Here is a 13,304-nt window from a genome sequence, read left to right as displayed (position 1 = left end):
GGCACAACCGGAAAACATCACGCAGCGCGGCGCAGGGTCTCGGTCAGCGACTCGATGCTGGCGGCCTTGGGTTTGACCAGCCAGAACTTGCCGATGTAATCGCGGAACTCGTCCAGGATCTGCTGCGCCCAGATGCTGCCGGTCAGTTCGCGATGGCGGCCGATCAGGCGGTGCAGGTGCTGGCGGTAGTTCTCGAAGCCTTCGGCGGACACGCGATGGATGTCGATCAGCTCGTGGTTGTAGCGGTCGACGAAATCGCGGTCCACGTCCAGCACGTAGGCCAGGCCGCCGGTGAAACCGGCGCCGAAGTTCAGGCCGACCTTGCCCAGCACCAGTACCACGCCATCGGTCATGTACTCGCAGCAGTGGTCACCGGCCCCTTCGATCACCGCCAGCGCGCCGGAATTGCGCACCGCGAAGCGCTCGCCGGCACGACCGGCAGCGAACAGTTCACCGCCGGTGGCGCCGTACAGGCAGGTGTTGCCGATGATGGCGGTGCTGCGCGCCTCGAAGCGCGCGCCGCGCGGCGGCCGCACCACCAGCCGGCCCCCGGCCATGCCCTTGCCGACGTAGTCGTTGGCTTCGCCTTCCACTTCCAGGTGCAGGCCACCGACGTTGAACGCACCGAAGCTCTGCCCGGCGCTGCCGCGGAAGCGCAGTTCCAGCGGCGCTTCGGCCATGCCCTGGTTGCCATGAGCGCGCGCCACCGCACCGGCCAGGCGGGTACCGATGCTGCGGTCGGTGTTGTGGATCAGGAAGCGATGCTCGCCGCCACGCTTGTGCTCGATGGCCGGGGCCAAGAGGCCGTCCATCTGCGTGGCCAGGCTGTCCGGCGATTCGTACAGGCGCTGCGCCGCGCAGTGGCTGCCTTCGTAGCGGGCATCGGCCAGCAGGCGCGACAGGTCCACGCGCACGCCGTCGCGCGGCGCGGCGTCGATCTGCCGCAGCAGGTCGGTACGGCCGACGATCTCGTCCAGCGAACGCGCGCCCAGGTACGACAGCCAGCCACGCACTTCCTCGGCAAGCAGGCGGAAGAAGTTCTCCACGCGCTCGGGCTGGCCGGTGAAGTGGTTCTCGCGCAGGCGCTCGTCCTGGGTGGCCACGCCGGTGGCACAGTTGTTGAGATGGCAGATGCGCAGGTACTTGCAGCCCAGCACGATCATCGGCGCGGTGCCGAAGCCGAAGCTGTCCGCGCCCAGCAACGCGGCCTTGACCACGTCCAGGCCGGTCTTCAGGCCGCCATCGGTCTGCAGCAGGGTACGCCCGCGCAGGTCGTTGGCCAGCAGCGCCTGGTGCGCCTCGGCCACGCCCAGCTCCCACGGCACGCCGGCATAGCGGATCGAGCTGACCGGCGACGCACCGGTGCCGCCGTCATGGCCGGAGATGGTGATCAGGTCCGCACCGGCCTTGACCACACCCGCGGCGATCGTACCGACGCCGGCATGGCTGACCAGCTTCACCGACACCAGCGCGGTCGGGTTGACCTGCTTCAGGTCGTAGATCAGCTGCGCCAGGTCTTCAATCGAATAGATGTCGTGGTGCGGCGGCGGCGAGATCAGGCCGATGCCCGGGCGCGCGTAGCGCAGCCGCGCGATCAGCTCGTTGACCTTGTGCCCGGGCAGCTGGCCGCCTTCGCCGGGCTTGGCGCCCTGCGCGACCTTGATCTGCAGCACCTCGGCATTGACCAGGTATTCGGCGGTGACGCCGAAGCGGCCCGAGGCCACCTGCTTGATCTTGCTGCGCTTGGCGGTGCCGTAGCGTGCGGGATCTTCGCCGCCTTCGCCGGAATTGCTGCGGCCACCCAGGCGATTCATCGCAATCGCCAGCGCCTCGTGCGCCTCAGGTGACAGTGCCCCCAGGCTGATCGCCGCGGTATCGAAGCGCGGGAACAGTTCGCTGGCCGGTGCCACCTCATCGAGCGGCGTGGGCGTGGCGGCCGGCACCAGTTCCAGCAGGTCGCGCAGCGCCGACGGCGGGCGCGCATGCACCGCATCGCAGTACTGCTGCCAGGCGCGCGGATCGCCGCTGCGTGCTGCGCGCTGCAGGGTGGTGACCACGTCCGGGTTGTACATGTGGTACTCGCCGCCGTGCACGTACTTCAGCAGGCCACCGACATCCACGTCCTGCTGCGCGTCCCATGCCTGCGCGCACAGCTCGCGCGCGTCGGCATCCAGGCGCGCGAAACCGGCGCCGCCGATGCGCGAGGCGGTATCCGGGAAGCACAGGTCCACGACCTCCGGTTCCAGGCCGATGATCTCGAACAGCTGCGCGCCGCGGTAGCTGGCCACGGTACAGATGCCCATCTTCGAGATGATCTTCGACAGTCCCTTGTAGACGCCCTTGCGGTAGCGGCGACCGATCTGCGACTGCTCACCGCCCTTGCTGAGCTTGAGGATGCCGCGGCGGCCAAGGTCGAACAGGGTCTGGTAGGCCAGGTACGGATACACCGCCGTGGCGCCGAAGCCGAGCAGGCAGGCCATGTGGTGCGGGTCGCGTGCGGTGCCGGTCTCGACGATGAGATTCACGTCGCAGCGCAGCCCCAGCCGCGAGAGGTGGTGGTGGATGGCGCTGGTGGCGAGCAGGGCATGCACCATCGGCCGCCCGGCCACCGGGTAGCGGTCGGACAGCAGCAGCATCACCATGCCATCGCGCGCGGCCTGTTCGGCCTCGGCGCAGATGCGCTCGATGCCGGCGCGCAGGCCCTCGCCTTCGCTGTAGGACAGGTCGAGCAGGCGGTTGGCCTGCACGTACTGGTCCATCTTCAGCAGCTGGCGCAGCTTGCGCTGGCTCAGCACCGGCGAATTGAGGATGACGTGGTTCACCGTCTCCGGGCCGGCATGGAAGATGTTGGTCTCCTTGCCGAGCTGTGTGGACAGTGACATCGCGCAGTCTTCGCGCAGCGGGTCGATCGGCGGGTTGGTGACCTGCGCGAAGGCCTGGCGGAAGTAGTCGTACAGCGGACGGCTGCGCTGGCTGAGCACCGCCATCGGCGTGTCGTCGCCCATCGAGCCGGTGGCTTCCTGCTCGGTCTCGGCCAGCGGCCGCAGCACCTGTTCCACTTCCTCGCTGCTGAGCTGGTACAGCTTGTGGTAGCTGCGCAGGGTGCCTTCGTCGAACGGCTCTTCCACCAGCGAAGGGTCGATCAGTTCGGTCTGCAGGTAGGTCACGCCCTGTTGCAGCCATTGCTTGTACGGCGCGCGGCCACGGTTGATGCGGTCCACCGCATCGGAGTCGAGCAGGTCGCCGCGCTTGAGATCGATGGCCACCATTTCGCCGGGGCCGAGCTTGCCCTTGCGCACCACGCGCTCGGTCGGCACTTCCCACACACCGGCTTCGGAGGCGACCAGGAAGTGGCGGTCGGCGGTCAGCATCCAGCGCGCCGGGCGCAGGCCATTGCGGTCGAGGGTACAAACGGCGTAGCGGCTGTCGCAGGCGACGATGCCGGCCGGCCCATCCCACGGCTCGCTGTTGAGGCCGTGGAATTCGTAGAACGCGGCCAGGTCCGGATCCTTGAACTCCAGCGACTGGGTCGCCGGCGGCACCAGGATGCGCAGCGCCTGGATCAGCTCCATGCCCCCGGCGACCATCAGCTCCAGCATGTTGTCCAGGCTCTGCGAGTCCGAACCGTGCATGGAGATCACCGGATCGAATTCGGCGATGTCGAAACGCGGCGTCTTCCAGACCTTGCTGCGCGCCTGTGCCCAACGCCGGTTGCCTTCAATGGTGTTGATCTCGCCGTTGTGGGCAAGCATCCGGAACGGGTGGGCCAGCGGCCAGCGCGGCAGCGTGTTGGTGGAGAAGCGCTGGTGGAACACGATCGCGCTGGAGGCCAGTTCGCGCCGCTGCAGGTCCGGATAGAAGCGGCTGAGCTTGTCCGGCAGCACCATGCCCTTGTAGCTGATCGCATCCGGCGTGAGGGTGGTCACGTAGAAATCGGCGTGCGCGCGCAGCTGCTGTTCGCTGCGGCGGCGCGCCAGGAACAGCGCCAGCGCGAAGCCGGCATCATCCTGGCCGACGCCGGCATCGACGAATACCTGCTCGATGCGCGGCAGGGTATCGCGCGCCAGCTGGCCGCAGACGCTGTCGTCGGTCGGTACTTCGCGCCAGCCGGCGACCTTGCAGCCGACTGCTTCCACCTGCGCCTGCAGCTGCATGCGGCAGGCGTCGGCGGCCTCGGCGTCGTGCGGCAGAAACACCAGGCCGGCGGCGAAGCGCGCGGCGATGGTGATGCCGGCTTCGCTGGCCAGCAGTTTCAGGAAGGCATCGGGGCGGCGCAGCAGCAGGCCGCAGCCATCGCCGGTCAGGCCATCGGCGGCGACACCGCCACGGTGGGTCATGCGCGAAAGCGCGGCGATGGCGGTATCAACCAACAGGCGCGAAGGTTGATCGTCGAGCTGGGCGACCATGCCAAATCCACAGGCATCGCGCTCGGAGCGCGGGTCGTAAAGCCCTTGGCGGTTGCGGGGGGCCATCTCTACCTCGATGCGTATAGGGTTGGCGGCGACACTCGTCCCCGCCCAATCCCTGGAGCGCATCGTGAGGCCACCGGATGCCTCGACTAGATCACAGGTTGCTGCAGCGCCGCAATACACGGTTGCAGGTGCAACAGAACGCGCCGGCACCCCTGTGCCGGCGCGGGATCGAACTCAGCCGCAGCGCACGCCGCTGACCAGGCCCTTGTCGTCCACTTCGATGTTCAGGCGGTCGCCGAGGAACTCCATCGTGGCGACGTCATTGGGCTTCAGGACACGCAGCTGGTGGGCACCGGCATCTTCCTGCGCCTGCTTGCCCAGTGCGTCGGCGTAGGCCTGGCCGACCAGGCTCTGCACCTGGCTGGCATCGCAGGTGCCGACCGGCGGTGCCTCGGTGGCCTTGCCGGCTTCGTCGGCCGGCGCCTTGGCTGCCTCGGCGGCCTGCTGGGCGCGGGCCGTGGCCGAATCCTGTTCATCCAGCGCCGGCGCCTGGCAGGCGGTCAGGGCCAGCACGGCCGGCAGCAGCAGGGCGGAGAGCGAACGGGCGCGAATCGGGAACGACATCATGACTCCGGAAGGGATTGTGAAAACCCGAGCATAGCGGCGAACCGATCCTCACGTGTTTGTCTTGTGTTATCGACAGGATCGCGGCAGCACGGCAGCGACACTGCGCGCATGCCAACCCCCTCCACCCCCGAACGACAGGCCGCGCGCGCTGCGGGCCTGCGCTATGTCGACGACACTCAACCGGGCATCAGCCGCCGCCGCGCCGGCAAGGGTTTCAGCTACCGCGATGCCGATGGCCACGCGGTTCGCGATGCCGCGACCCTGCAGCGGATCCGCGCGCTGGCAATCCCACCGGCCTACACCGCGGTGTGGATCTGTGCCCACGCCAACGGCCACCTGCAGGCTACCGGCCGCGATGCCCGCGGGCGCAAGCAGTACCGCTACCACGCCGATTGGGCGAAGGAGCGCGACGCCGGCAAGTTCGACCGCATCATTGCGTTTGGCGAGGCCCTGCCTACGTTGCGGCGGCGGTTGTCACGGGATCTCAAACGACCCGGGTTTCCGCAGGAGAAGGTGCTGGCCATGGTGGTCGCGCTGCTGGCGGACACGCTGGTGCGGGTGGGCAATGAAACCTACGCCCAGCAGAACCGTTCGTTCGGACTGACCACACTGCGCAACCGTCACCTGGAACTGCTGCGCGGTGGCCGGGTACGCATGCGCTTCCGCGGCAAGTCCGGGCAGCTGCAGGAGGTGACCGTAGGCGATCGCAGGCTGGGGATGCTGGTGCGGCGCCTGCAGCAGCTGCCCGGGCAGGCGCTGTTCCAGTATCGCGATGACGACGGTGCGCTGCAGCCGGTCGACTCCGGCGCGGTGAACGACTACCTGCGTGAGGTGATGGGCGAGGACTTCACCGCCAAGGACTTCCGCACCTGGGGCGGGACCGTGGCGGCGGTGCAGGCGTTCGCGGCTACTGAGCTGCCGGAACCGGCCAGCCAGCGCGCCCTGGCCCAGGCGCAGCGCGCGGTGGTGTGCGAGGTGGCGTCGCTGTTGGGAAATACCCCGGCGGTGTGCCGCAAGGCCTACATCGACCCGTGCGTGTTCGCCGGCTGGGAGCGCGGCGAACTGGCGAAGCTGGCCGGCCTGCGCGGGCCGCGCCAGTGGGAACAGGCCACCCTGCGCGTGCTGCGCAGGGCGCGCAGGCTCAGCCGCAGTAGATCGCGGTGATGTTGTTGGTGCGGCCCTTTTCGATGGTCAGGCGGTCGCCGCCTTCGCTGGCCGGCGGCACCCGCGGACCGTCGTGGCGCAGTACCCGTACCTGCAGGCTGTCGCTGTCCACGCGTGCGCGGGCCACGGTGGCGTCCGAGGCAGCCAGGCCGACTGCGCCGCGCACCATGTCGCTGTGGCACTGGCCGGAGATCACGCCGTCGATCGGCTGCACCTGGGCCATCGGCGTGCTGCTGCAGGCGGCGAGGGCGAGACAGACGGCGGCGGTGGCGATGGCATGTTTCATGGAGGCGTTCCTTGTGGGGTTGGGTGCAGCGTGCGACGGCGCGCGTGGTGGCGGAATGAATACCGTGCACATCGTGGACACGGTGCGCTCACCGCCGCCGACAGCCTGGGTGGAGACACTGAAGGAGCGGCATGCGCCGCCCCCGGTAGTGCCGGCCGCTGGCCGGCAGCCCCTTTCCCTCCCGAGGAGACCTGCATGGCCACCAGCAAGAAGACCCCCGCCCGCCGCAAGGCCTCGCCCAAGGTGCGCAAAGGCAGCACCGCGGCGAAGACCGCTGCCGACTCCGCTCGCCCGCGTGTGGTGAAGACCGCAACCCGCAAGGCGGCGGCCAGCGATCCCCGTGCCGCCCGCGTTGCGGCCCGGCAGCGGCGCCTGCAGGACCAGGAAAAAGCCAAGGACGTGCGTGCAGCGAAAAAGGCCACAAGGAAGACCGCGACCCAGGCCGGTGCACGCCGGCAACCGGAAGCGATGCCGGCGCAGCAGCTGGCCAAGCCCGGGCATGAGCACGAACTGGAGCTGGCGCCGCGTTTCCTTGCACCGGACTACGCCGGCAGCGGCAAGCTGCAGGGCATGCGCGCGATCGTCACCGGTGGCGATTCCGGCATTGGCCGTGCGGTGGCGGTGCTGTTCGCACGCGAAGGCGCCGATGTGGCAGTGCTGCACCTGGACGAGGCCGAAGACGCGGACATCACCCGCCAGCACGTGGAGCGCGAAGGCGGCCGCTGCGTGGTGATCGCTGGCGACGTGCGCGACCCACGCTTCTGCAACAAGGCGGTGAAGCAGGTGGCCAAGGCCTTCGGCGGCATCGACATCCTGGTCAACAACGCTGCGTTCCAGCTGCATTGCGAACGGCTGGAAGACCTGGAAGACGCGCACCTGCAGGAGACCCTGCAGACCAACATCGGTGGGTACATCCAGATGGCGCGCGCGGTACTGCCGCATCTGGGCGAGGGCGCCAGCATCATCAACACCGGTTCGGAAACCGGCATCTTCGGCAGCAAGGCGCTGATCGACTACTCGGCCACCAAGGGCGCCATCCATGCATTCACCAAGGCGCTGGCCAGCCAGCTGCTGCCACGCGGCATCCGGGTCAACTGCGTGGCACCGGGGCCAGTGTGGACGCCGCTGAACCCGGCCGACAAGCAGGCCGAGGACGTCGCCGAGTTCGGCAAGGACAGCGACATGGGCCGGCCTGCACAGCCCGAAGAGCTGTCGCCGGCGTATGTGTTCCTGGCCTCGCCGGTCTGTGCCAGTTACATCAGTGGGGTGATCCTGCCGGTGATGGGCGGGCCACGGGGCTGAGCCAGGGCGCGATCTGCTTGAATGCGGCGTGGCAACAAGGGTGTGCGGTGTGTCAAAAGGCCCGCCGGGGCGCTGGGGTAGGCTGACCTTCCAATGATCACGTTCAAGGACCGACCATGCCCGAGATGGATATCAACGCGGCGGCCAATGAAGTCGTTGCCCTGTTGCGGCAGCACGACGCGCGCGGTGCCGCCGCCCGCCTGGAGGCACTGCACGACGGCCAGAGCGTGGTAGTGCAGGAATCGCTGGATCGCTACATCTCGACGCGTGCTGCCACCGAACTCGAGGCGTTGCGACGCAGCGGCGGCGGCGCGGATGCCGCCACGGTCGGCCCGATGCTGGATCGCCTGCGCGAGGCGGCGCGGCCGCCGCGGATGCCCGATGCTGCGGAGACTGCGGGCCTGAGCCAGGCCCAGCAGTACGACGTGTATGGCAGCATCGTGGCCCAGCGCGGCAACGCCGCGGCGAACGATGCAATGGCAACCCAGGACCGCGTGGTGCTGGGATTGCGCGACGAGAACCGCACGACCGACGCGCGCGGGCGCGGTGTCTACGACGACCGCATCGTGGTGCTGTGGAAGGATGCGCAGGGTCACGGCCATGTGCGCGAGTTCAACCAGGCCACGACCGAGCCGACCGCCCAGTACGATGGTCATGCCAAGACCACGCCGCGCAGCCCGGGCTTCGGCAACGTGGCGCCACGCACCAAGACCGAGGGTGAGGACGTCAACGGCGACCGGGTCAAGGACCTGGGGCGACTGGGCGAAGGCACCACCGAGATGCGCGCGACCACCCATCCGCGCAACGGCCATCCCGATGAGTTCGCGCTGCGTCCTTCGCAGGACGCGATCACGGCGGGCGCCGGCCGGGTGGAGCGCGACAGCAATGGCGACGGCTGGTTCGATGCGCGTGATACTCAGGGCGTGCAGGACCTCAACGACACCTTCAAGATCCATCGCGGCAGCCGATCCAACACCGATTCGGCGGGCTGCCAGACCATCGGTGGCGGCGAGTACGATGACTTCGTGTCGACGGTGCGCGGCACGCCCGGGCAGAACCGTTGGCAGTACGTGCTGACCTCGGTTGTACCGGGACAGGCGCGCGGGTTGGGACAGGACACGCCGCTTGCGGCCAATGACGATCCTCGCCAACCCCAACATCGCGATCATGCCCTGCAGCAGCAGATCAGCACGCGCCTGCAGGCCTTGGGTGGGCGCTATGCCGAACACGCTGATGCCTACAGCCTGGTGATGCTGCGTGAAGCGAAGGCTGCGGGCATCACCCAGGTTGACCAGATTGTGGCCAGCAACCCCAGCGCGGGCCGTGCCGCGGGCGAGACGCTGTTCCTGGTACAAGGCCGCCCGGGCGACCCCGCGGCGCTGCGTGCAGGGGTCGATGCGGCCGAGGTGCGCGAGACTGCGGTGGAAACCAGCCTGCGCCAGCTGCAGCAGCAATCACGCGAGCACGGGGTACCCGCGGCGGCGCCCGCACAGCCGCAGGAAGCACCGGCGATGGGAGGGCGTTGAATGAGGGGCCGTCCGCACCTGATGCCGAGCGTTTCGTTGATGCTGCTGCTGGCCTGCAGCGCCTGCGCGCCCGCCGGAGAGCGCGCCACGCCGGCAGCACCGACTGCCAAGCCGGCGCCGAAAACGGAGGCCCTGCCCACGCAGGCAGTGCCCACCGAACGCGGATTGCCTGCGTTGCCGGGAGCCTCGGGCAGCGCCCACCCCGGCGGCCATTACCGCGCATTGCCGGAAGCGGCCAAGCGGGTGCTGACGCAACTGAAGTGCAACGTGGAAGGCGCTGGCGACGTGCAGGTGTTCTCCATTCCCGGGCAGGGCGGCCAGCAGGATGTCATGGTCACCGATCGCGGTGGGCCGCACTTCCGGTACTGGCTCCGCTCCTTTGCCGGCAGCGCCGGCGCCACCGGCTATCTGGTGCAGTTGCAGGACTGCCCGGCAACCACCGCGGGCATGCGCGCCTACGTCGCGCAGGGAACCGCACCGCTGCAGGATGTCACTGCATCACTGCTGGCCCAGGCCGGACTGCCCGACGCGGCGACGATGGCGGCCTACCACGGCAAGGGCGCAGGTGATCTGTTCGCCTTCATCGGAGTTCTGGACAAGGTGCCGGTGCTGCGTTGGGTGGCCGAGGCCGATCCCGAGCAGCCGCTGGCAGGGGATGCGCGCACCTTCGACCATGGCAATGCCGTCCATGGCGGCTTCCTGCACTGGAACCGGGATCACTTCGAGGTGGCAAAGACAGTGCCCGCCGCCCTGTGGCCGTGCGATGACAGTCCGTTGCTGCCATGCAAGGGCGACCCGTTCGTGACTGGGCGTTGAGGCATCGCGCGCATGCATCGCCGATACCGGCGACAAGCAGGCCCGCGTGCCCATCGGCCAGGCGCTCTGCGCTCCACATGCGCCGCAGGCCACCTCGCTGGTGCGAGGGGCGACGCCGTACGTCGTCACCTACAACCGGGATCAGGCCATGGCTCCCGCCGAAGGTGATGCGCGCCTGGCGCGTGCTGCTGAACTGCCCGGTGGCGAGGCAGCGTCCGTAGCAGGAAATGCCCGATTGCAGCGCGATGCATCAAAGGCGTGAGTGCGCGGGGGGCCTACCGTTCGTCGGCCCATGACTTCCGGGGGGTTGACTACAGCTGTCGTCAAGCCGACAGTGGCGACACGTGTAGTCAAGGGAGTGGTGTCATGCGTGGCAAGACGATCGGGGACCAGGAACTGGCCCTGCTGCAGTACATCGATGAACATGCGCCGGCCACGGTCGGCGAAGTCGCCAGTGGCTATGGGGAGGCCCGTGGCCTGGCCCGCTCCACCGTGCTGACGATGATGGAGCGGCTGCGGGCGAAGGGGTATCTTCAGCGCCAGCAGCAGGACGGTGTCTACCGCTATCAGGCCACGCGTGGCCCGGAGAGCGTGCTGCAGGGTGCCGTGGCGCAGTTCGTCGACAACACCCTGCAGGGCTCGGTGTCGCCGTTCGTGGCCTACCTGTCGCAGCGCCAGCAGGTCAGCGACAACGAGCTGGCCGAGCTGGAAGCGCTGGTCGCCCAGCTCCAATCGCGCCGCCACGAGGGCTGAGCCATGGACACCACGATGCTGATCCCGATGTTGGAACGGCTGGGCTGGACCAGCCTGCAGACCGTGCTGCTGGTGGCCCTGGTGTACGGCGTATGCCGCGCGCTGCCGTCGCTGTCGGCGGCCACCCGCTGCCGCCTGTGGTGGCTGGTGTCGCTGCAGGCCGTGCTCGGCCTGTTCTGGAGCCAGCCGCTGCAGCTGGCCTGGCTGCCGGCCCCGCAGGCGGCGGCGATGAGCGCGACCGATGTGGCCGCCGAGATGGTCTACCCGCTGGCCCCGGAAGCTTCGGCACAGCTGTTGGCTGCAATGCCGATGCCGGCCGCAGACGTACCGGCGGTGGCGTGGTGGGCTGTCGTGCTGGCCGCGCTGTGGATGTCCGGCGTGGTGTTGATGGTGCTGCGTACCTTCGGTGAGTGGCGCCGCTGCCGTGCGCTGCTGGCAGCGGCCTATCCCTGCGAGGACCAGGCGCTGGTGCAGGCCCTGCAGCTGGCTTCGGATGCGCACGGCGTGCGCCCGGCACCGCGGCTGTGGATGAGCGCGCAGGTGGACGCACCGCAGCTGGTCGGTCCGTTCCGCCCGGTGCTGCTGCTGCCGGCTGGCGATAACGCCCTGCAGGGTGATGCGCTGGACCTGGCACTGACCCATGAACTGCAGCACCTGCAGCGGCGTGACCTGCAGTGGGGCCTGCTGCCCGCACTGGCCCAGCACCTGTTCTTCTTCCACCCACTGCTGCGCCTGTCGGTGCGCGAATACGCACAGGCCCGCGAAGAAGCGGTGGACGCAGCGGTGGTCGGCCAGCATGGTGCGAGCCGCCAGGCCTATGGCCGCCTGCTGCTGCAGCTGGGCGTGGCACCGCAGCCGCACCTGGGCGTGGCCAGCGCCGCACCGAGCACCACCAGTCTCAAGCGTCGCCTGCTTTCGCTGCAGCCGCGCCGGGCCTGCCCGCGCATCCTGGCGATGGCGCTGACCGCCGCCGTGGTGCTGGTGGGCGTGGCGCCGATGCGGCTGGTCGCAGCGCCGGTGCCGCCGGCTCCGTCCGCGCCTCCTGCGGCGCCGAAGGCCGTGGTGCCGCCGCCGCCGAAGGCGCCGCCCGCACCGCCTTCGCCCGCGCGCGTTCCGGCCGTGCCGGTGGCGCCCGCGCCGCCCGCCGAGCCGGCTGACGTCGAGGCGTTGTCAAGTCCGGACGATGCGGATGTGGCGGTCGACGTGGATGCGGATGTCGACGTCGATACCGGCATGCACAGTCAACATTCGACCTCCCGCACTACCTCCATCACCACCTACGGCCGCCTGGACCTGGGCAAATCGCCGCCGGAGGCCTTCGTGCTGGTCGATGGCGATTCGACCTTCGCCAATGGCGGCATGGACGACGTGACGGTCGCCCGCAGGCAGCTCGGCAAGGGCCCGGCGCTGTGGTTCCGCCAGGGCGACAAGCGCTATGTAGTGCGCGACCCGATGCTGATCCAGTCCCTGCAGCGTGCCTACAGCGGCGCGGCGGATCTGGGCCGCCAGCAGAGCGAACTGGGCCGGCAGCAGAGTGCGCTGGGTCGCCAGCAGGGCGAACTCGGCAAGCAGATGGGCGAGATGGGCCGCCTGCAAGGCGAGGAGGCGCGCCGCATGGCACTGGCTGCCGCCGAGGCCGCGCGCAGCGCGATGGCCGCCCACGACATCAACCGTGAGGCGGCCGCGGAAGCGGCGAAGGCGGCGCACGCTGCGACCAGCGATGTGGCCGCTGCACGCGAGGCTGCACGCGAGGCCGCCGCCGAGGCGCGTCGTGCGATGCAGGAAGCCCGCAGCGAGGCCGCGCAGTCCGGCCGCAGCCGTGACATGCAGCGCCTGGCAAGCCAGCAGTCGGAACTGGCCAGCCGCCAGGCGGCGCTGGGCAGCCAGCAGGCCGCGCTGGGCGAGCGCCAGGCACGCGTGCATGCGCAGGCATCGCAGCAGGCACAGCAGGTGATCGCGCGCGCACTGGCCAGCGGCAAGGCCGAGCGACTCTGATCGGTAGTGCCGGCCGCGGGCCGGCAATGTGGGGTGCCGACCAGTGGCCGGCACTACCCTGGGAACATCAGCCGCAGCTGGCGCGCTCGATCCGGTTCTGTGCATCCACCTGCACGGTCACGCGGTCCTGGCGGAAGTCCATGGTTACCGCCATGCCCGGCTTGACCACGCGCGCGTTGCGGGCGCCGCTGTCGGCCACCAGCTTCTTGATCGTGGCCTCGTCGGCGGTCTTGCCGGTGAAGGCTTCCAGCGCCTCCGGCCTGCATTCGTGCGTGGCGTCGGCCACGGGTGCTGGCGCGGCATCGTGGGTGGTGCTGCTGCCGGCGTGGCTGCAGGCGGCCAGCGGCAGGATGGCGAGCAGGGCAAGGGGATTGAGGCGCATCGTCGGGCTCCAGGCATGGATGGTGGCGGCAGTGTCACCGC

General features: G+C 69.4%; 10 protein-coding genes. 6 read left to right on the top strand and 4 right to left on the bottom strand.

Features of this window, described 5'->3' with window-relative positions; translation table 11 throughout:
• Window positions 1-17: 17 nt before the first annotated feature.
• Window positions 18-4,472, bottom strand: coding sequence for a glutamate synthase large subunit (gene gltB, locus B9Y82_RS20000; RefSeq protein ID WP_100475058.1), 4,455 nt, complete (start codon window positions 4,470-4,472; stop codon window positions 18-20).
• A 174-nt stretch (window positions 4,473-4,646) separates the two neighbouring features.
• A complete protein-coding gene (locus B9Y82_RS19995; protein ID WP_100475292.1) occupies window positions 4,647-5,036 on the bottom strand; it encodes an I78 family peptidase inhibitor in 390 nt (129 codons plus the stop codon).
• 111 nt (window positions 5,037-5,147) lie between these two features.
• On the opposite strand from B9Y82_RS19995, the gene B9Y82_RS19990 reads away from it, so the two are divergent.
• Complete coding sequence (locus B9Y82_RS19990) at window positions 5,148-6,203, top strand: DNA topoisomerase IB (protein ID WP_100475057.1); 1,056 nt, start codon at window positions 5,148-5,150, stop codon at window positions 6,201-6,203.
• Here B9Y82_RS19990 and B9Y82_RS19985 read toward each other — a convergent pair.
• The gene (locus B9Y82_RS19985) at window positions 6,181-6,489 is read right to left on the bottom strand and encodes a hypothetical protein (protein ID WP_100475056.1); all 309 of its coding nucleotides are present in this window, start codon (window positions 6,487-6,489) and stop codon (window positions 6,181-6,183) included. The two genes, B9Y82_RS19990 and B9Y82_RS19985, sit on opposite strands and share 23 nt — an antisense overlap.
• A 195-nt stretch (window positions 6,490-6,684) precedes the next feature.
• Between B9Y82_RS19985 and B9Y82_RS19980 the strand changes: the two genes are divergently transcribed.
• From B9Y82_RS19980 to B9Y82_RS19960, 5 genes are all read left to right on the top strand, one after another.
• Window positions 6,685-7,791 (top strand): SDR family oxidoreductase, encoded by a 1,107-nt coding sequence (locus B9Y82_RS19980; protein ID WP_100475055.1) that lies wholly within the window; start codon window positions 6,685-6,687, stop codon window positions 7,789-7,791.
• A gap of 116 nt (window positions 7,792-7,907) precedes the next feature.
• On the top strand, window positions 7,908-9,317 hold the full coding sequence (locus tag B9Y82_RS19975; RefSeq protein ID WP_100475054.1) for an XVIPCD domain-containing protein: 1,410 nt from the start codon (window positions 7,908-7,910) through the stop codon (window positions 9,315-9,317).
• Window positions 9,318-10,133 (top strand): hypothetical protein, encoded by an 816-nt coding sequence (locus B9Y82_RS19970; RefSeq protein ID WP_100475053.1) that lies wholly within the window; start codon window positions 9,318-9,320, stop codon window positions 10,131-10,133. It abuts the gene before it with no gap.
• 366 nt (window positions 10,134-10,499) lie between these two features.
• Window positions 10,500-10,886, top strand: coding sequence for a BlaI/MecI/CopY family transcriptional regulator (locus B9Y82_RS19965; protein ID WP_014035478.1), 387 nt, complete (start codon window positions 10,500-10,502; stop codon window positions 10,884-10,886).
• Between the two features lie 3 nt (window positions 10,887-10,889).
• A complete protein-coding gene (locus B9Y82_RS19960) occupies window positions 10,890-12,881 on the top strand; it encodes a M56 family metallopeptidase (RefSeq protein WP_100475052.1) in 1,992 nt (663 codons plus the stop codon).
• A gap of 67 nt (window positions 12,882-12,948) precedes the next feature.
• Here B9Y82_RS19960 and B9Y82_RS19955 read toward each other — a convergent pair whose 3' ends face one another.
• Window positions 12,949-13,263: an I78 family peptidase inhibitor gene (locus B9Y82_RS19955; RefSeq protein WP_100475051.1), complete on the bottom strand. Its 315-nt coding sequence runs from the start codon at window positions 13,261-13,263 to the stop codon at window positions 12,949-12,951.
• Between the last annotated feature and the right edge of the window lie 41 nt (window positions 13,264-13,304).

The organism is Stenotrophomonas maltophilia, from assembly GCF_002799155.1.
Classification (GTDB): Bacteria; Pseudomonadota; Gammaproteobacteria; order Xanthomonadales; family Xanthomonadaceae; genus Stenotrophomonas; species Stenotrophomonas maltophilia_R.
Note: the sequence above shows the minus strand (reverse complement) of the source record. Positions and strands in the feature narration are given on the sequence as shown.